At 63.5% G+C, this 18,530-nt stretch carries 16 protein-coding genes; all 16 read right to left on the bottom strand.

From position 1 onward, the window contains the following. Positions 1-26: 26 nt before the first annotated feature. Positions 27-1,244 (bottom strand): acyl-CoA dehydrogenase family protein, encoded by a 1,218-nt coding sequence (locus J3481_RS07835; RefSeq protein ID WP_206831495.1) that lies wholly within the window; start codon positions 1,242-1,244, stop codon positions 27-29. Positions 1,245-1,276: 32 nt separating this feature from the next. Further along, complete coding sequence (locus tag J3481_RS07840; RefSeq protein ID WP_206831496.1) at positions 1,277-2,050, bottom strand: SDR family oxidoreductase; 774 nt, start codon at positions 2,048-2,050, stop codon at positions 1,277-1,279. Between the two features lie 66 nt (positions 2,051-2,116). Continuing rightward, on the bottom strand, positions 2,117-2,878 hold the full coding sequence (locus J3481_RS07845; RefSeq protein ID WP_206831497.1) for a beta-ketoacyl-ACP reductase: 762 nt from the start codon (positions 2,876-2,878) through the stop codon (positions 2,117-2,119). A gap of 175 nt (positions 2,879-3,053) precedes the next feature. Next, positions 3,054-4,220, bottom strand: coding sequence for an acyl-CoA dehydrogenase family protein (locus J3481_RS07850; protein WP_206831498.1), 1,167 nt, complete (start codon positions 4,218-4,220; stop codon positions 3,054-3,056). Between the two features lie 166 nt (positions 4,221-4,386). Continuing rightward, positions 4,387-5,838, bottom strand: coding sequence for an S-layer homology domain-containing protein (locus J3481_RS07855; protein WP_206831499.1), 1,452 nt, complete (start codon positions 5,836-5,838; stop codon positions 4,387-4,389). 249 nt (positions 5,839-6,087) lie between these two features. Beyond that, on the bottom strand, positions 6,088-7,278 hold the full coding sequence (locus J3481_RS07860) for an iron-containing alcohol dehydrogenase (RefSeq protein ID WP_206831500.1): 1,191 nt from the start codon (positions 7,276-7,278) through the stop codon (positions 6,088-6,090). 31 nt (positions 7,279-7,309) lie between these two features. After that, positions 7,310-8,845, bottom strand: a complete 1,536-nt coding sequence (locus J3481_RS07865; protein ID WP_236011394.1) for an aldehyde dehydrogenase family protein — start codon at positions 8,843-8,845, stop codon at positions 7,310-7,312. Beyond that, a complete protein-coding gene (locus J3481_RS07870) occupies positions 8,839-9,294 on the bottom strand; it encodes a hypothetical protein (RefSeq protein ID WP_206831501.1) in 456 nt (151 codons plus the stop codon). The genes J3481_RS07865 and J3481_RS07870 overlap by 7 nt, the downstream gene beginning before the upstream one ends. A 26-nt stretch (positions 9,295-9,320) precedes the next feature. Then, positions 9,321-11,021 (bottom strand): ABC1 kinase family protein, encoded by a 1,701-nt coding sequence (locus J3481_RS07875; protein WP_206831502.1) that lies wholly within the window; start codon positions 11,019-11,021, stop codon positions 9,321-9,323. Positions 11,022-11,197: 176 nt separating this feature from the next. Continuing rightward, positions 11,198-11,827, bottom strand: a complete 630-nt coding sequence (locus J3481_RS07880) for a class D sortase (protein ID WP_206831503.1) — start codon at positions 11,825-11,827, stop codon at positions 11,198-11,200. A gap of 3 nt (positions 11,828-11,830) precedes the next feature. Continuing rightward, positions 11,831-13,231 (bottom strand): hypothetical protein, encoded by a 1,401-nt coding sequence (locus tag J3481_RS07885; protein ID WP_206882449.1) that lies wholly within the window; start codon positions 13,229-13,231, stop codon positions 11,831-11,833. Between the two features lie 95 nt (positions 13,232-13,326). Then, positions 13,327-14,466 (bottom strand): thiolase family protein, encoded by a 1,140-nt coding sequence (locus J3481_RS07890; RefSeq protein WP_328702071.1) that lies wholly within the window; start codon positions 14,464-14,466, stop codon positions 13,327-13,329. Between the two features lie 39 nt (positions 14,467-14,505). Continuing rightward, on the bottom strand, positions 14,506-15,348 hold the full coding sequence (locus J3481_RS07895) for an SDR family NAD(P)-dependent oxidoreductase (RefSeq protein ID WP_206831506.1): 843 nt from the start codon (positions 15,346-15,348) through the stop codon (positions 14,506-14,508). A 19-nt stretch (positions 15,349-15,367) separates the two neighbouring features. Further along, positions 15,368-16,174, bottom strand: coding sequence for an enoyl-CoA hydratase/isomerase family protein (locus J3481_RS07900; RefSeq protein ID WP_206831507.1), 807 nt, complete (start codon positions 16,172-16,174; stop codon positions 15,368-15,370). A 12-nt stretch (positions 16,175-16,186) separates the two neighbouring features. Continuing rightward, positions 16,187-17,401 (bottom strand): acyl-CoA dehydrogenase family protein, encoded by a 1,215-nt coding sequence (locus tag J3481_RS07905; protein WP_206831508.1) that lies wholly within the window; start codon positions 17,399-17,401, stop codon positions 16,187-16,189. Beyond that, positions 17,398-18,519, bottom strand: coding sequence for an acyl-CoA dehydrogenase family protein (locus J3481_RS07910; protein ID WP_206831509.1), 1,122 nt, complete (start codon positions 18,517-18,519; stop codon positions 17,398-17,400). Before J3481_RS07910 ends, J3481_RS07905 begins: the two co-directional genes overlap by 4 nt. Positions 18,520-18,530: the final 11 nt, after the last annotated feature.

An 18,530-nucleotide genomic window follows, 5' to 3' on the forward strand; every position in this document is an offset into this window, starting at 1 on the left:
TTCCTTCGACACCGCGCGGCCGGGGATTAGCTCGGCCGCTCAGCTCCCTGCGCCAGTTCCAGCCTCGCCACGTGGCGCTTGTGCACCTCATCCGGGCCGTCGGCGATGCGGATGACGCGCGATTGCGCCCACATGTACGCGAGCGGCGTGTCCTGGCTCACGCCGGCCGCCCCAAACGCCTGAATGGCGCGGTCGATCACGCGCTGCGCCACGTTCGGCGCGACCACCTTGATCATGGCGATTTCCTTTTGAGCCGCCTTGTTCCCCACGGTGTCCATCATGTACGCGGCCTTCAGGACGAGCAGCCGCGCCTGCTCGATTTCTATGCGCGACTCGGCAATCCACTCCCGGATGACGCCCTGTTCCGCAAGCGGCCGCCCAAACGCGACGCGCTCCTTGACGCGCTGAACCATGAGCTCGAGCGCGCGCTCGGCCATCCCGATTTGGCGCATGCAGTGATGAATGCGCCCCGGCCCAAGCCGCCCCTGGGCGATGGCAAATCCCTTGCCCTCGCCCCAGATGAGGTTTTCCTTGGGCACGCGCACGTTTTCAAACAAGATCTCGGCATGGCCGTGCGGCGCGTCGTCATAACCGAACACGTTCAGCGTCCGCACGATCTTCACGCCAGGCGTGTCGAGCGGCACGATGATCATGGACTGCTGCTCATGCTTCGGGGCATCGGGGTTGGTCTTGCCCATCAGAATGGCGAACTTGCAGCGCGGATCGCCCGCGCCGGACGACCACCATTTGTGGGCGTTGATCACGTACTCGTCCCCATCCCGAACGATGCTGGCCGAGATGTTGGTGGCATCGGAGGAGGCCACCTCCGGCTCCGTCATGGCGAAGCAGGAGCGGATCTTGCCCGCGAGCAGCGGCTTCAGCCACTTCTCCTTCTGCTCGGGCGTTCCGTACCGGACAAGAACCTCCATATTGCCCGTGTCGGGGGCGTTGCAGTTAAACACCTCGGGCGCAATGGGCGACCGCCCCATCACTTCGGCGAGCGGCGCATACTCGAGGTTGCTGAGGCCGGCACCGTACTCGCTGTCCGGGAGAAATAGATTCCACAGCCCCGCCGCCTTCGCCTTCGCCTTCATCTCCTCCATAATGGGGGGGACCATCCAGCGGCTCGGCTGCTGAGCGAGCTGCTCGTAGTAGATGCGTTCGCCGGGATAGACGACTTCCTCCATAAAATCCTCAAGCTTGCGCTTCAGCGCCACCACTTTGTCGGAGTACGAGAAATCCATGTCTATCTCTCCTTCACGCCGAGGCGCGATCGTCACATGGCCGTCGTGCCGCCGTCCACCGCCAACACCTGGCCCGTCACATAGTCCGACGCGGCGGACGCGAAGAATAGGGCCGCCCCCTTGAGGTCGTGCTCACCGCCGACCCGGCCGAGCGGCGTGCGCAGCTGAATGAGATTGCCTCCCCGCTCGAGCACGACTCGCGTCATCTTCGTCGGGAAGAACCCTGGCGCAATGGCGTTCACGTAGATGTGATACCGCGCCCACTTCACGGCGAGATCGCGCGTCATGGCGATGAGTCCGCCTTTCGAGGCCGCGTACCCGACCGCATCCAGCACTTCGGGCAAGGAGCCCCGCATGCCCGCCACGGACGCGATGTTGACGATCTTGCCGCCGCCCTGGTCCTTCATGTGCCGGGCGACGCGCTGAGACATCAGGAACGCGCCCGTGAGGTTGGTCTGGATGACCTTCATCCAAGCGTCGTAGGGCATGTCGAGCGCCGGGGCGCCCCAGGACGTGCCGGAGTTGTTCACCAGGATGTCGATCCGGCCATACCGCGCGATGACCTCGTCCACAAGCGCTTGAATGGAGTCCTCGTTGGTCACGTCGAGCGGCAACGCGATGGCTTCACCGCCCGCCTGGGAGATTTCGCGCGCGACTTCTTCGCAGTTCTCGACGCGCCGCGAGCACAAAACCACGCGGGCGCCAGCCTCCGCGTATGCCTCGGCGATCTGCTGACCAAGGCCGCGGCCCCCACCAGTCACCACCGCCACCTTGCCATCGAGGCGAAACAGATCGAACACGCTCATGCGCGAGCCCCCTCCCTCTCAAATCCGCGCGGCCGATCACGCCTGAAGGCGCGATCGGCCCATTGCTCAGCGATGGCGGCAGCCGTCGATATAGATGACCTGCCCCGATACATATGCGGAATCGTCGCTGGCGAAGAACGCGATGACGTTGGCCACGTCCTCCGGCTTGCCGGTGCGGCGAAGCGCAATCTGCTGCGACGCCGCCTGCTTGAAGGCCTCATAGTCCACGCCGATCCGCTCGGCCGTCGCCCGCGTCATGTCCGTCTCGATGAAGCCCGGCGCCACGGCGTTCACGCGGATGCCAAACGGCCCGAGTTCGATGGCCAGCGTACGCGTGAATCCTTGAATGCCCGCCTTCGCCGCGGAGTAGTTGGCCTGGCCGCGATTGCCAAGCGCCGACGTGCTCGAGAGGTTGATGATCTTGCCGGACTTCTGCTGCACCATGTACTTCTGGGCCGCCCGGCTGCAAAGAAACGCGCCCTTGAGGTGAACGTTCATGACGGTATCCCAGTCTTCCTCGGTCATCTTGAAGAGCAGGTTGTCGCGGATGACGCCCGCGTTGTTCACCAGGATGTCGAGCCGGCCCCACTTCTGGACCACGGATTCGATGGCGCGCTCCACATCGTCCGCCTTCGTCACGTCGCACCCGACGCCGATGGCCTCGCCGCCGGCCTGGCGGATGGCCTCCACCGTATCCTTCGTCAACTCCTCCTTGATATCGAACACGGCGACCTTCGCGCCGTCCGCAGCCAGCCGCTTCGCCGTGGCCGCGCCAATGCCTCGCGCAGCGCCCGTCACAATCGCAACTTGTCCATCCAACTTGCCCATGTTCAAGCCCCTCTCCCATGCTCGACGTATGGCTCGAGCGCCTCGCAAGCGCTCTCATGGCGCCAGAGCCATACGCCGGTATGATTGAATTTCCTCAACGTTCTCGCATATCGCACCATTATCGTAGCATACGAGATCGTGTTTTCATAGATGAAATAGAGTTTCGGAACCGCGGTCAGGCATCGGCCTTGGTCCGCTCGTACTCCTTGTGAAGCTGTGCTGCAATGATATTCTTCTGGATTTCCGAGGTCCCTTCGTAGATCCTCGTGATGCGCGCGTCCCGGTAGAACCGCTCGATGGGATACTCCGCGATGAAGCCGAGTCCTCCGTGGATCTGCACCGCCTTGTCGGCGACGCGATTGTACACCTCGGATCCGTACAGTTTGAGCATCGCGGCCTCCTTGATGACGTTCATCTTCTGGTCCGTCATCCAGGCGACGCGATACACGAACGTGCGCAACAGTTCGATTTCAAGCGCCATTTCCGCGAGGTAGTGTTGAATAATCTGCTGCTCGAAGATGGGCTTGCCAAACTGGATGCGCTCGTGGGCAAAGGCAAGCGATTTGTCCAGCAGATACTCACACGATCCCAGGCACCTTGCGGCAAGCCCCGCCCTTCCGTTGGCCAGGATCTTGAGCGCATTCACGTAGCCTTCGCCCTCTCGGCCGAGGACGTTCTCCTCCGGGACCTCCATGTCCTCGAAGAAGATCTGCGCCGTGTGCGATCCGTGCAGGCCCATCTTCTTTTCAATATGACCCACGCGAAATCCCGGAAAGTCGCGCTCGACGATAAATGAGGTGATCCCCTTCGGCCCCTTGGACGGATCCGTCACCGCCATGACCGTGAACACGTGCGCATACGGCGCGTTGGTGATGTAGATCTTCTGCCCGTTGAGAATGTAGCGATCGCCCTTTTTGACGGCCGTCGTCTTAATTGCGGCGGCGTTCGAGCCAGCCTGGGGCTCCGTGAGCGCGAACGCGCCGATCCACTCGCCGGTCGCCATCTTGGGCAAGTACTTTTCCTTCTGTTCCTTGCTTCCGAATTCGACGATCCCGACGGAGCCAATGCCGTTGTGCGCACCGATGATGGTGGTGTACCCATTGATGGTCTTGCCCAGTTCCTCGTAGATGACGCACTTGCCTAACATGCTGAGCCCGATGCCGCCATACTCTTCAGGGATGCTGAGGCCAAACAACCCGAGCTCTTTCGACTTTTCCAGCACGCTGTCCGGCACCCGATCCTCTTCTTCGATCTGCATGGCGAGCGGCTCGACCTCGTGCTCCACAAAGTCGCGAATGGTCTGCCGCATCTCCTCGAGCTCCGATGGGAGGGTAAAATCCACGCGACTCACCTCCGTCATTTACGAATATGAAATCCGAGTTCAAATGAGAACTACACGGAACATGATAGCGGTTTCTGAGCCGGCGCGCAACGGGAAGGCGCGCCATGCGCCTTTCGAAAGCCAAAGGCGCGCAGCTCGATGTGAGCCGCGCGCCTCGCTGACCAGGTCAGTTGCCTGTGGCATTGCCCGTCGCGGTCGCGTTTGCAGTGGTATTGCCCGTTGAAGAGCCCGTGGAATTGGTTCCGTTTGCGGTGGCATTCCCCGGCGCATTGCCTGTGCCGCCACTCACGCTGTTTCCAGTGGCGTTGCCTGTGGAGGCACCGGTCGAATTGCCTGTCGAATTGCTCGACGTGGAATTCCCCTGAGAGCCTGGCGAACTCGGCCAGTTGGCGAGATTCAACCCGGCGGGCAAGGTCGGGACAAGGGTTTGATACTGGTAATTCGCTTTCGTCACGACTTGCACCTGAAGCGCCTGGATCGATTTCTGAGCGTCTGCCCCAAACGTTTGCGTCAAGGATGATCCAGACAGCGCCATCGAACAGAGCTCTTGTATCTGCGCGATGCGCGGAGAGCCGTTCGATGGATCGACAAAGACGCTCACCGTTCCCTTGATAGACTTCAAAAGCTGGGAGACATTCTCGCCCGGGGCCACCGCGCCGACGCTCCGCAGCGCTGACGCCATGGCTGGGGAGTTCGTATTCAACTGCCCGCGAAACACGTCCAGCCCATTCGACGTCCCTGCCCAAGTCACCTGCGTCAAGAGACCCTTCCATTGCAACAGGCTCTGCTCCAATGAGGCATCGGCTTGCGTCGTATTCGTCCAACTCGAGCCGTCCTCCTGGAGGTAATCGACGCCATCGTCGAAGACTTCCTGCAGGCTGTGAGATCCAGCAGCCGTGTGTACCGTCGCTTGGGCCACGCTGTACAGATGTGAACCGACGTGCATCTGTTCGGCGGAGATGGTGAATTGACTGCTCATCTGGTTGAGCAGCGTCTGGAGCTGAGACTGAGCGCCGGGCTTGTTTTGAAGCGCTGGGCTCAGCTCGATTTTGAAACTTTCCGATTCGCTCAGCTGCATTTGAAGATACGGAGCGCTTGTGGACGCCTGGATGGCTTCGGACAGTTCCTCGCGCTTCGCGGGCGGCAGCGTCCACGAGCCCGGAAATGCCGCCAGGGCTTCTGCCAACCGCTTCATGTTGGATACAAACGCAGTCGCCTGCGATGCGCTTAAGACGCCCCCCGTGGATAAGAGTCCCTGCTCCTGCGCCCAGCCGAGCGGCGTCGTGCCGCCCAGCGTCACGTGGTACAGTTTCGCCGCGATTTCCGCCGCCTGGGAAGCCGTGAGTGGATCATTCGCGCCGAATCGCTTCGCGGTATCCGATTTCGCCAACCCCAGTTCGATGGCTTTATGCACGTATCCCCAGAGCACCGACTTCGTGGGCACGTCCACATAGGGCGACTTCCCCGTCTTGTCCGGTTTGACCGCCGCTGTCTGCAGCAAGAGTTCCAAAAAAGCGCCCTTGGTCTCGACCACATCTGCGCTCGCAAGCGCAGGAACCATCGGCGACAACGTCGCGGCGATGCCTAGCGCGAAACCCCAATATCGCATGCTTCGCACGCCCATGAACCCCCTAGTTCAGTTGGAATTTGTGTATCTCTATTCTAGCATTGGTTGAGCAAGACCTGGAAGTCCATTTTTCAAGTTCCTCTTCTTTCGTCTGCTGGAGTGGCCAGGTCAGCCCATCGCAGCGCTCGCCCCGCCGCGATGGGCGTAAAAAGGAGCGATCACGCCCAAGGTGCGCGCGTGATCGCCCGTCGTCCATTGCGTGGTTCTCAGCTTAACTCGGCCGACACCCGGTCCGGAGCGTTAACTCGCCACCTCGCGCGTCACGCGCTGGATGATGGCGTCCGGCAAGCGGTACACGACGCCGGAAGGGTCTGCGTGCACGGCGTCGACCATCTTGCTGAGCTGCCGCTTGTCGAGCTGGAATGAAGCGAACGTATCCGGCAGGCCGACTTCCGCGCGAAGCGCGCGGATTCGCTCGATGAACGCCTGCAGCGCGGCATCCGGATCGGACGGCGGATCCATACCGAGTGCCGCCATAAACTCGCGAATGCGGGGCCGGTAAAAGGCGGGCATCGCAGCCATCACATTGGGAAGGAGCACGGCGTTGGCCAGCCCGTGAGGGATGCCGAACTTCGCGCCAAACGCGTGCGCCATGTTGTGCACGGGGATGGCGTTGAGCGCGAGGCTGAACGAAAGGATGGCCATGGTGCTCGCCATGAGCATGTTGGCGCGCGCCGTGAGGTCCTGCCCCTGGGCCACCGCCGTGGGCAAATGATCGAAGATCATGCGCGCCGATTGGATGGCATACGCGTCGGTGAACGGGTTTGCCTGCGGCGAGAAATACCCCTCGATGGCGTGCGTCAGCGCGTCGAAGCCGGTGAACGCGGTGATGGAAGGCGGCAGGCCGACGGTGAGTTCCGGATCGAGAATCGCGACGTCGGCGTTGATAAACGGATTGATCAGGTTGACTTTCACGCCGAGATCGTCGTGGAAAACCACGGCGATGGGCGACGCCTCGGCCCCGGTGCCCGCGGTGGTCGGCAGCGCCACGTGCGGAATGAAGATGGGCTGCGCCTCGGGCCACATCTCGAGCACATTCCCAAGAAGCGCGGGCCGGATGTCGGTGAGCCCATGATGGAGCATCCACTTGATGCCCTTCACGGTGTCGAGGACGCTGCCGCCACCGAGGGCAATGAGGCTGTCCGCCGCGCATTCGCGATAGGCGCGCGCAGCTTCATTGATGAGATGCGCTTTGGCGTCCTGCTCGACGCGGTCGAACACACCTGCAATGGTGACGGGAGAGGGGACGAGATCGAACAATTCCAGGATCTTGTCGAGCAGCCCGGCACGGACGATGCCTGCATCCGTCACCACAAAGGCCCGCTTGCCGCCCAGCCCGCGCACGGTTTCGGGCAGCAACACGCGCGAGCCGACGCCGTTGGTGATGGTCGTCCGCGCCATGAATTGAAAGCCGGATCGAATGTAAGGCATGCGCTTCACCACCTATGGAAAGTTGAACGCGTCAGCCGCGGTGTGAAAGGACGATGGAGAACCAATGTCGGTTTTCCGGCTCATGCACGAGAGAAGCGTGGACATGCTTAAGCTGCGTGTACTCGTCGAGGGCGTAGGGGCCAATTTCCCGCCCGAAACCGCTCATCTTGTAGCCGCCGAACGGCGCATCGCTGCGGAACATGTGCCAGTCGTTGATCCAGATGGTTCCCGCGCGAATCTCGCGGGCCACGCGATAGGCCTGATTGAGATCGCGCGTCCAGACACCGCCCGCAAGCCCGTACACGGTGTCGTTGGCCAGCCGGATTGCCTCGTCCACGTCCTGCGCCTTCATCACCGCGAGCACAGGGCCGAAAATCTCCTCCTGCGCGATCTTCATGCGGTTGTCGACGTCGGCGAAGATGGTCGGCTGCACGAAGTACCCGCCGTCCAGTCCCGGGCCCGTGGCGCGCTCTCCGCCGCACACAAGCCTTGCACCTTCGGCCTTGCCGGATTCGATGTAACCGAGAATCGTCTTCAGCTGCGATTCGGAAATGATGGGCCCCATGCCCACCTTGTCGTCGAGCGGATTGCCAAGCTTGATCTTGGATGCCTCCGCCGCCAACCGCTCGACCACCTCGTCGTAGATATCTTGGTGGACGATCACGCGCGTCCCACACTCGCACACCTGCCCGCTGTGCAGAAATACGCCGAAAAGAATGCCGGGAATGGCCAGGTCGAGATCGGCATCGGGCAGAACAATGGCCGGCGACTTGCCGCCGAGTTCGAGCGTGACGCGCTTGATGCCCTCCGCGGCGAGCTGCATGATCCGCTTGCCCACCTCGGTGGATCCGGTGAACGCCACCTTGTCGACCTCCGGATGTGTGACGAGCGCTTCGCCCACGGAGCCGCCCGGCCCGGTGACGACGTTGAACACGCCTTTGGGCAGACCGGCCTGCATCGCAAGTTCAGCGAGCTTCAGCGTGGAAAGCGGCGTATTCGACGCCGGTTTCAGAACGATGGAGTTGCCCATGGCGAGCGCGGGTGCGAGCTTCCACATGGCGAGGATGAGCGGATAGTTCCACGCCGTGATCCCAGCGCACACGCCTACCGGCTCCCGCCACACCTGGTTGTGGCTCGGCTGGGGGAACGGTCGGACGGGCAAGGTGCGCGAGTACTCATACGCCTGCGCGAACTTGGCCGTTTGTTGCAGCAGGTCGACAATCAGCATGATGTCGGCGTTGGATACGCGCCGGACCGTGGCGCCTGAGGTCAAGATTTCTAAGAAGGCGATCTCCTGCGCGTGTTGCACGATGAGGTCCGCAAACCGGATGAGCACTTCGGCCCGCTCGTGCGGCTTCGCCCGCGACCACTCGCCGCTTTCGAACGCCCGGCGAGCGGATTTCACGGCGCGATCCACGTCGCGCGCGTCCGACTTGGCCACACGGGCGCACGGCTGGCCCGTGGCCGGGTTGATGACCTCGAAAAACGCACCGCTTTCAGCGAAGGTATACGCCCCGTCGATGAACATGCCGTATTCCGGCAGCTTGACCTCGGTCGTGGTCACCATGCCCGTTCCCCCTCCTCTGGCCCTTCGATACTCGCTGCAAGCGATTGCACCATCTCGCGAAGCTCAGCGACTTGTTTCTGCAGGTTTTCGATCTCGCGGCGAATGCGGGCCAGTTCGGCGTGATCGGCCTGGTTTTGCCGATTGCGCGCCATGCGGGCCTGCATCAGCCACTTGAAGATGATTTGATTCGAATAGTCCTGCGCCACCATGTCGCGCAGCGCGTCCTCGAGCGTCTCGCGCTTTCCGCGCGGCCCGTGATCTTTGCCATACAGCAGATGACGCTCCAGGATCTTCGGGATCTCCGGGTTGTTCGGCCCGCCGCTCTGTTTGTAAAACGCCTCAATCCGCTTTTGCATCGTCAGTTGTTCTTCGTCGTGGCGAGAAAGCGGAGGACGGCCCCCCGAGGCTGCCAGCTGTCCGGGATCCCGCGATTGAAATTGCACTGCCATGCCCACCCCTCCCATGCCGTGGCGATTCAGATCCGCTTCTTCGAGCGCAAGGTGCTCCACAGCGCCGACAGGCCCAGCGCGCCGCTGACGCCGATGCCCACCCATCCAAGCGGCACGATGCCTCCGTGAGCGTCCGCGTGCGTGTCGGCGAAGGCCAACAGAAGCGCGCCGCCCAAGAAGAACGTCCCCGACATGAGGGCCAGCAAAAGTTTGTTCACGACGCGATGCAGGGTCCGGACCGCCTGATGTGACAACTGAGCGTCGAGGTTGACGCGAAAGTCGTTCCACTCAAAATGTTCGAGAATTTTATTGACTCGACGCGGCAGCGTCGCGGTCAGTTTGGCGAGTTCGGCGACGAAACTCGCATTGGTGTGGTAATTGAACCTGCGCATCATCCAGCGCCGCAAGATTTGCACGTCGGCGATCTCGACGAGCTGATGGTACGAGATCTCCGGGCACAGCCAGCGAGCCGTTCCTTCCGCCGCCGAGAAGCCCTTGGTCCACAGCGCAAGCCCGTTCGGGATGCGGCAATAGTTTTTCGCCGCGATCACGATGGTGCTGAGCAGGAGATTGCCCCAGTTGTAGTAGCTCGCCTGGGTGCTGTTCGTATAGTGGATGAGGAGCGAGCGCAGTTGATCGCGCAAGCTCACGAGATCCGTGTAGCGCGTCGGTTCGTAGATGTCCAAGAGCGCCTCGATGGCGTCCTCCTGCTGATTGACGCGAACATGCATGAGCATGCGAAAGATGGCCTCGGTGTGGGCGGCATCCATCCGGCCCACGAGTCCCCAGTCCAGAATGGCGATCCGCTTCGTGCGCCGATCCACCATCAGGTTGGAGGCGTGCGGATCCGCATGATAGTTGCCTTCGACAAACGCTTTCACGTAGTAGTGAGCGAGGTCCGTCATGCGCTCCAGTCGTTCCTCGAAGGTGAAGAAGTCGACCGGAAAGTCCTTCAGGTTCCAGCCATCGATGAACTCCATCACCAGAACCCGCTGCGTGACGTGATAGACCTCGGGAATGTAGAGCGTTTCAAACTCCTCGACCATGGCCCGCTGTTCGTCCATGATCTCGGCCTCTCGCCTCAAATCCAGCTCATTCATCGTACTGCTGTAATAATCCTCGATGATGCCATGCAGATCGAGCGAAACCTCGAGCTGGGGAGGAAGAAGCCGCTGCAATCTTCGCACGAGCTTGCGCACATTGCCGATATCGACTTGAAAAAGCCGATCCACGAGCGGCCGCACAATCTTCACCGCCGCCATCCGGCCATCCGCGAGTTGAGCGCGGTAAACCTGGGCGAGCGACGCCGATCCCAAGGGGTTCGGATCGATCCAGCGAAACACATCGGCCCAATTGGGAATTTCGTCTTCCAGCACGGCCATCATGTAATGAAAGGGAAGCGGCGGAACGCTGTCGAGCAGGGCCGCCAGCTCCGCCGTCACCGCTTCCGGCAAAAGCTCCTGCCGCGTCATGATGACCTGGCCCAACTTGATAAAGGTCGGCCCGAGCTCTTCAAAGGCGGCGCGGAGGCGCTGGCCGATGAGCCGATGCCTCGTCTCCTCGTCCCCGCTGCGATCCCTCAGAACATGGAGAACACCGTGTTTTACAAGCGCTTTCACCACTTCGTGCTGTCGCCTGCGCGGCGTGATTTTCTTCCGCTCTCGCTCGATCATCCGCCGAGCCCGAGCAAGCTCATTCACCTGTTCCTGACTGAGCGCGACCGCCATCTTACCCACCCCCTCGCCGTCCTCGCGGCGATCCGGACACGAGCGCGCCCCTGCGGGACGTCCGCGAGCGCGTGCTCGTACGCTTCGCTTTCTTGGAGTATACAATCCGAAAAACGCTGGCTATATCCCGAGATCGAGGGGAATTCCGCGGCCCCTCCCCTCTATGAGGGGGATGGCTACGAGCCTCCCGAAAGCGGGTGGGGACCGTCTACGAAGGCGGTGTGCACAATGTACCGCATGGGCGCAAAGCCAAAGTAGTCGAAGGGCCAACAGGTTTGCAACGTGAGCGTCTCGTAGCCCGTCGGGGCTGCCTCGTACACGGCTGTTGGCAAGACGATCTGCGCGTTTTTGACCCGATAGGTGAATCGCCCGTACGGCGTGAGAAACATGACGAGATCGCCCGGGTGCAGTCGGCGGAGCACGCGGAACACGGTATCCCGGTGCCCTGCCACATACACGTTGTTATGCTGACCGGGAAGGGCCGATTGCGGATCGTGCCCGGCGCCGAGGGCGAGATCGGCCCATGTGTCGCCCTGAACCACGGGCACCTCGACGCCTTGTTGCGGGAACACGAGCTCGCCAATTTTCTGGCCATTTTTCGGGGCGGGCGCCCACCAGGGTGTCGCGTGCGCCTCGCCTATCGGATTCCGCGGATGATACTCGGGCAACGGGCGGTCGTTGACCCAGGCGGTCTCCCACAGATAAGCCCACCCCACATCGCCGGCAAGCGCAGCACCGGCGAGAGCCATGAGTAGGGGAACGGCCCGCGCGACGTGCGCGAGCCGCCTGCGCTGTATCGCCTGCACCGTTCACACCAGCCAGCGGCGCGTCAACCGCCGCACCGGATAATAGGCAACAAGGCCCAGGGCCATCATCAACAGACCTGTTGCAATCCACAGCGGTTGTCGAGTCGACGTCTGTGGAAGCAACCCTTGATCGCCGCGCCCCGTGCTCGTGGACACGACGATGTGGGGAGGCGTGGTGCCCGTGGTGCCCGTGCTTCCCGTGCTTCCCGTGCTTCCCGTGCTTCCCGTGCTTCCCGTGCTTCCCGTGCTTCCCGTGCTTCCCGTGCTTCCCGTGCTACCTGTGCTACCCGTGCTGCCCGTGCTGCCCGTGCTGCCCGTGCTGCCCGTGCTGCCCGTGCTGCCCGTGGTGCCCGTGGTGCCCGTGCTGCCCGTGGTGCCCGTGCTGCCCGTGGTGCCCGTGGTGCCCGTGGTGCCCGTGGTGCCCGTGGTGCCCGTGGTGCCCGTGGTGCCCGTGGTGCCCGTGCTGCCCGTGGTGCCCGTGGTGCCCGTGGTGCCCGTGGTGCCCGTGGTGCCCGTGGTGCCCGTGGTGCCCGTGCTGCCCGTGCTGCCCGTGCTGCCCGTGCTGCCCGTGCTACCCAACGCATTCACGGCGATCCCGGCAAGCGACCCCGACGCCGCCACTTGCCCGCCCGACGAACCGACATTGACACCCACACCCGCCGCCCCATTCCCGGCGGCGCTTCCGCCCGACGAGCCCACATTCGCGCCCACGCCCACCGCGCCACTTCCGCCCGCGGCTCCCCCGGACGACAGCGCGTTGAGCCCGAGAGCCAGCGCACCTTGTCCTGAAGCGCTTCCCCCCGACGACAGGGCGTTGACCGCAACGCCCAGCGGCCCAGACGCGGATGCCGATCCACCAGATGACAGCGCGTTCACCGAAACGCCCACAGGCCCCGAGGTCGTCGCGGATCCGCCGGACGCCAAGAGACTCAAATCGAGCGAAACCGCGCCCGACTTCGCCGATGCCGCCGTCCCGCCGCCCGTCCCGCCGGTGTTCGACGACGCGCTTGCCGCGCCCAAAGAATACGCCGCCCCCGCCCCGTCTTCAGATGTGGAACTGCCAGCAGACGAAGCGCCCGCCTGTTGCCCGGACGAGTTCGCCCCGTTGCCTTCGCTGCCCGAACCCACGCTCACGCCCAAGCTCACGAGGCCGCCCGATCCCGGCGCTCCGGATCCTCCGCCCGCCGGCAACAGGTTCAGATTCACATCCACCCCCTTCGATCCACCCAGGTCCAGGTTCAGCCCCAACAGACTACCCTGCGAGGCGCTCGACGCCGTCGATGCAAACGCGGTCCCGCCCCCGACCGTGAACGCCATCGCGCCGATCGCCGTTCCCAGTGCCACAGTCCAGCCCTTGTGCATCATGCATCCCTTCCTCCCGCGATCGTCTTCTTTCTCTCTCATGGAATGTGCTCCTAGGCTAGCGCCATGTTCGCATCTGAAACATCCCAAGGTCGTAGGTTTTCTCGCCCCAAAGACACGGGGAGCGGCTGTCAACCTCACAGCCGCTCAACGATGGTCCCTGTCGCCATGCCAAAACCGATGCACATCACCTGCAACCCATAGCGCCCGCCGGTATCCTCCAATTCGTGAAGCAGCGTCGTCATGATCCGCGCGCCGCTTGCCCCGAGCGGATGGCCCAGCGCGATGGCGCCCCCGCGCGGATTCACCTTGGCCATATCGGGCTGGATCTCGCGCTTCCACGCCAGCACCACCGAGGCGAAGGCTTCGTTGATTTCGATCACGTCGATGTCTTCGAGTTTCAGCCCCGCTTTGTCGAGCGCCTTGCGCGTCGCCGGGATCACGCCCGTGAGCATGATGACGGGATCGACACCCACCACCACACGCGACACGATGCGCGCCCTCGGCCGCAGGCCGAGCTTCGCCGCCTTCTCCCCGGACATGAGCAGCACCGCGGAGGCGCCGTCCGAGATCTGGCTCGAGTTCCCGGCGGTGACGCGCCCGTCCGGACGGAACGAGGGCTTCAGACCCGCCAGCTTGTCGAGCGACGTGTCGCGCCGGATGCCCTCGTCGCGCGTCACCGTCGCCTTCTCCGGGCCGACGTTCTCCACCGGGATCCGTTCGCGATCGAACAACCCCGCGTCTTCCGCTTGGGCTGCCTTCTGGTGGCTCTCAAGCGAAAAGGCGTCCATTTCCTCCCGGCTGATGTTCCACCTGTCCGCGATCATCTCCGCGGAGAATCCCTGCGGCACAATCTGAAAGCGTTTGGTCAGAGCGGTGGAAAACTTGCCGAGGTCCGTGCCCATCGGAACGCGGCTCATGCTCTCCACGCCACACGCGATGACGACATCCATATCCCCGGCCAGGATGGCCTGCGCCGCGTTGTGAATCGCCTGCTGGCTCGATCCGCACATCCGGTTCAGCGAAAACGACGGCACCTCCACAGGCAGACCGGCCGCGAGCACCGCCATGCGACCGATGTTGCCGCCCTGTTCCCCCGTCATGGTGACACAACCGGTCACCACGTCCTCCAGCTCCATCGGATCGAGCTGATTGCGATCCACCAGCGCCTTCAACAGCGGCGCCAGCAGATCCACCGGATGCACCGACGACAGGCTCCCGTTCTTGCGCCCTATCGGCGTGCGAATGGCGTCGACAATCACCACCTCGCGCTGCACAAAAGGTCCCCCTTTCCATTGACCCATCGGGTCATCCGGTCAGAACGTGAACAGGTCGATCCCGCCGCAGACCGGCAGACCGATCCCCGTGATGTACTTCGCCTTGTCAGAGCACAGGAACACGATGGCGTTGGCGACGTCCTCCGGATCGCCCGGCTTGCGGAAGGCCGTGCGCTGGATCATCCGCTCGTTCATCTGCTTGTTGCCCATCTTGAAGGCCTCGGTGTTGATGATGCCCGGCACGATGGCGTTCACCGTGATGCCGTAGCGCGCGCCCTCGAGGGCCATGCTCTTGGTGAAACTCAGGATACCGCCCTTGGTCGACGCGTAGCTCGCCTGACCAAAGCCGCCCTGAATACCCACGATAGACGACATGTTGATGATCCGGCCCCATCCCTGCTCCTTCATGTAGGGCCACACGGCCTTCGTGCAGTTGTACGTGCCCGTGAGATTCACGCGCAGATCCCGCTCCCACAGGTCGTCGCGCTGATTCTCAATTTGGGAGACGTGATCGAGCGTGCCCGCATTGTTTACGAGGATGTCGATCCGGCCGAACTCCTCCTTCACGCGGGCGAAGACGTCGCGCACCTGATCCCGATCCGTCACGTCCATCTTGATGGCGAACGATCGCCTGCCCATCTGGCGAATCTCCTCGGCCGTCTTTTCCGCGTAAACCACCTTCGTGCTCTGCATGACCTGGGCCAAGGGCCCGTACTGCTTCGCGGTCTGGCCGCTCGACTCGTCGCTCTCAATCAGGATGTCGGTGATGACGACGTCGGCGCCTGCCTCGGCCAGGGCGAGCGCGTCAGCGCGCCCCAATCCGCGCGATGCGCCCGTCACCACCGCCACTTTGCCTTTCAACAGTTGATCCCAAGACGACATCTTCCATCCCCCCGGTGTCTCATGCTTTGGCCGCCGTATCCTTCAGGAATTTCGCCGGCCGCTTCTGCAGGAACGCCGCGATCCCTTCAAGCGGTTCGCCGGTGCTGAACGTGCGTTCGAAATTCTCCGCTTCGACGCGCAAGCCGCCCTCCAGCGGAATGGCCGCGTCGATGGCCTGCTTGGCGAGGCCCATGGCGAACACCGCGCGCTCGCTCAGGCTTTCGGCGAACGCGAGGACTTCCTCCCGCAGCCGATCCGGCTCGACGGCTTTGGTGACAAGGCCGATGGTCTCCGCCTCCTCCTTGGTCAACCGCTTGGCAAAGAAGATGAGTTCCGTCGCCTTGGCGCGGCCAAGGAGGGCGGTCATGCGCTGCGTGCCGCCCGCGCCGGGAATCAGGCCGAGCGACACCTCGGTGAGGCCGATGGTCCCGCCGCTCATGATGCGGAAGTCGCAGGCGAGCGCCAGTTCGCAGCCTCCGCCGAGCGCGTGGCCGTGAATCGCCGCGATGACGGGGCGCGGAAACTTGGCGACGCGATCGAACACGCGCTGCATGCGGCTCGCGGCGTCGCGAATGGCGCCGCCTTGCCCGGCGTACTTCGACGCATTCTGCGTCATCATCTTGAGGTCCGCCCCCGCGACAAAGTTTTTGGGATGCGCGGAGGCGAGGACGATGACGCGCGCCGACTTGTCTCCCTCGAGTTCCAAGAGAAGCGCGTCGAGATCGTCGACCAGCGCGTCCGAGATGGCGTTGGCCGGCGGATTGTCGATGTCCACCCAGACGACGCCTCGGTCGAGGCGATCGACGCGCAGCGTTGAATAAGCCATGCCATCACCCCCTCACAGGCGCAGGCCGTGCGGCTCGTACAGCCGCCGGGCGACAATCAGGTGCTGGATTTGGTTGGTGCCTTCGAAAATGTCGAAGACCTTGACGTCGCGGTACAATTTCTCCACCAGATGCCCATCGAGCCCAATCGGCCCCATGATCTCGAGGCAATCCGAGCACACCTCAAGCGAAATGCGCCCCGCGTGCGCCTTGCACATCGCCGCTTCCTTGGCGTTCGGTTGGCCGAGATCCGCCTTCCAGGCGGCCTCCCACGTGAGAAGCCGCGCGGCGTGAATTTTCGCATCCATTTCGCCCAATTTCGCGAGCACGTCGCTTCGGACGCGCTGACCGCGCGGATACTCCTTTTTGACAAAGTCGAGCGTGTACTCGTAGGCCGCGCGAGCGATGCCCACCGCCATGGCGGCGACAATCGGGCGAGTGCTGTCGAACGTGGACATGGCCACGCGGAATCCGGACGATCCGGCGCGATTCTCGTAGTGCGCCTCGCCGCCGAGCAGGTTGTCGATCGGCACGAAGCAGTCCTCGAAGACGAGTTCCGCCGTCTCGGACGCGCGCAGGCCCATCTTGTGCGCGACGCGCGTGCATGTGAATCCAGGCGTTCCCTTCTCCACCACGAACGCGCGGTGCCCGGCCCGCCCGAGTGACGGATCGACCGTGGCAAACGCCACGACCCATGACGCGCGGCCGCCGTTGGTGATGTACACCTTGTGGCCGTTGAGGACGTACCCGCCGTCGACCTTCTTGGCCGACGTGCGGATGCCCGACACGTCCGATCCGGCCCCCGGCTCGGTCAGCGCGTACGCGCCCCAGCGCGGTTCGTCCTTCGTGAAGATGCCGAGGAACCGCTCCTTCTGCTCCGGCGTGCCGGTCGACATCACAGGCGGCCCGCCCAGCCCCGGCCCGGGCAGGGACAAGGCGATGGCCGGATCGCCCCAGGCCAACTCCTCGGCGGCGATGACCCCCAAGCGGTTGGTCTGGCGTTCGCGCGGCTCCTTGCGAGCCTCGCCCTCTTTTTTCTTCCCGCCATCTCCGCCGAAGTTCGACATGCTGAGCGAAATGCCCATGCGGTTGACCTTGGCCAACCAATCGTCCGGCACGCGCTCTTCTCGATCCGCGAGGAGAGAGATGGGCCGCATTTCGTGTTCCGCAAACCAGTGCACCATGTCGCGAACCTGCTTTTGCTGCGGGTTCAACTCGAAGTCAATCACACGAGCACACCTTCCTTCTCCGCCACGCCCAGGGCTCGGCCGCCCGCCCGCTCGAACCACGCCGTCTCACGGCCGTACAGCACGCACTGCGCCTGGGCGTCCCGCATCCACTTTTCGACCGGGTACTCCTGCAGATAGCCGGCGCCACCGAGCATCTGCACGCCCTGATTCGTGACGAACCGCGCGCTGCGGAGCGCGTAGGCGAGGGCGCGCGCCGCTTCCCGAACCGATTCGGCGCCGCGCGCATCCACGGCGTGAGCCGCCTGCCAGACCAGGTTGCGCGCCGCTTCCGTTTCGATGGCCATGTCGGCGACGGTGAATGAAACGCCCTGAAACTTCGGAATCTCCTGTCCAAACGCCTTGCGCTGACTCGTGTATTCAATCGTGTATTCGAGCGAGGCGCGCATCACGCCCACGCACTTCGCCGCCTCGAGCACGGCCACGCGGGTTTCAGCCTCGCGAACGAGGGCCTCGGCTTCCGCGCCGCGAGCGAGGATGTCCTCCTGCCGGACCAGGGTGGCGTCGAAGATGGCCCGGCCGACATGCGCCGCCAACAGGCCGAGACGCACGTCGCCCGCCTCGTCCCGCCACTCGGTCTCCGTGCGGTTGAGCCAAGCCAGCACGGCTTCTCCGCCCGGCGCGAAGAAGCTGACCAACAGCTGATCCGCCCCCAGGACGGATCGGCGCGGATGCGTGACACCCTGAAGGCGAAAGCCGCCCTTTTCCTCCACCACCGCGATCTCGCCCGCCTCCAACTTCAACCACGGGACCCGCTGCGCGGCGCCGTCCGCCAATTCGAGCCGGCCCGGATCCGGCAACACGCGGATGAGCGACGAACTGTCGCAAAGCCCGGGCAATCCCTGCACGATGCCGAGATCGCCATAGGACAACGCCTCGAGGATTTGCACCTGCGAGACCAAAGGCAGCTCGGAACCGGCCAACGATTCCGGCAACTCGAGCGAGATGAGCCCGAGTTCATGGGCCTTGGCGACGATGCCGTCCGACGGCATGCGCGATTTCTCCGCTTCCCGGGCCGCCTCGCGCAGTTGGGTGCGCGCGAACTCGCTCGCCACCTCGACAAACGCCTGTTCCTCCTCGCTCGGCAGGAATGAAATCATGTCCTTCCCTC

This window comes from Alicyclobacillus fructus (assembly GCF_017329605.1).
GTDB lineage: Bacteria > Bacillota > Bacilli > Alicyclobacillales > Alicyclobacillaceae > Alicyclobacillus > Alicyclobacillus fructus.

What these genes read in the sequence shown, in the direction of transcription:
- J3481_RS07835 (WP_206831495.1), bottom strand. Translation starts at nt 1,244, where the DNA reads ATGGATTTCTCGTACTCCGACAAAGTGGTGGCGCTGAAGCGCAAGCTT.
- J3481_RS07840 (WP_206831496.1), bottom strand. Translation starts at nt 2,050, where the DNA reads ATGAGCGTGTTCGATCTGTTTCGCCTCGATGGCAAGGTGGCGGTGGTG.
- J3481_RS07845 (WP_206831497.1), bottom strand. Translation starts at nt 2,878, where the DNA reads ATGGGCAAGTTGGATGGACAAGTTGCGATTGTGACGGGCGCTGCGCGA.
- J3481_RS07860 (WP_206831500.1), bottom strand. Translation starts at nt 7,278, where the DNA reads ATGCCTTACATTCGATCCGGCTTTCAATTCATGGCGCGGACGACCATC.
- J3481_RS07865 (WP_236011394.1), bottom strand. Translation starts at nt 8,845, where the DNA reads ATGGTGACCACGACCGAGGTCAAGCTGCCGGAATACGGCATGTTCATC.
- J3481_RS07870 (WP_206831501.1), bottom strand. Translation starts at nt 9,294, where the DNA reads ATGGCAGTGCAATTTCAATCGCGGGATCCCGGACAGCTGGCAGCCTCG.
- J3481_RS07875 (WP_206831502.1), bottom strand. Translation starts at nt 11,021, where the DNA reads ATGGCGGTCGCGCTCAGTCAGGAACAGGTGAATGAGCTTGCTCGGGCT.
- J3481_RS07885 (WP_206882449.1), bottom strand. Translation starts at nt 13,231, where the DNA reads ATGAGAGAGAAAGAAGACGATCGCGGGAGGAAGGGATGCATGATGCAC.
- J3481_RS07895 (WP_206831506.1), bottom strand. Translation starts at nt 15,348, where the DNA reads ATGTCGTCTTGGGATCAACTGTTGAAAGGCAAAGTGGCGGTGGTGACG.
- J3481_RS07900 (WP_206831507.1), bottom strand. Translation starts at nt 16,174, where the DNA reads ATGGCTTATTCAACGCTGCGCGTCGATCGCCTCGACCGAGGCGTCGTC.
- J3481_RS07910 (WP_206831509.1), bottom strand. Translation starts at nt 18,519, where the DNA reads ATGATTTCATTCCTGCCGAGCGAGGAGGAACAGGCGTTTGTCGAGGTG.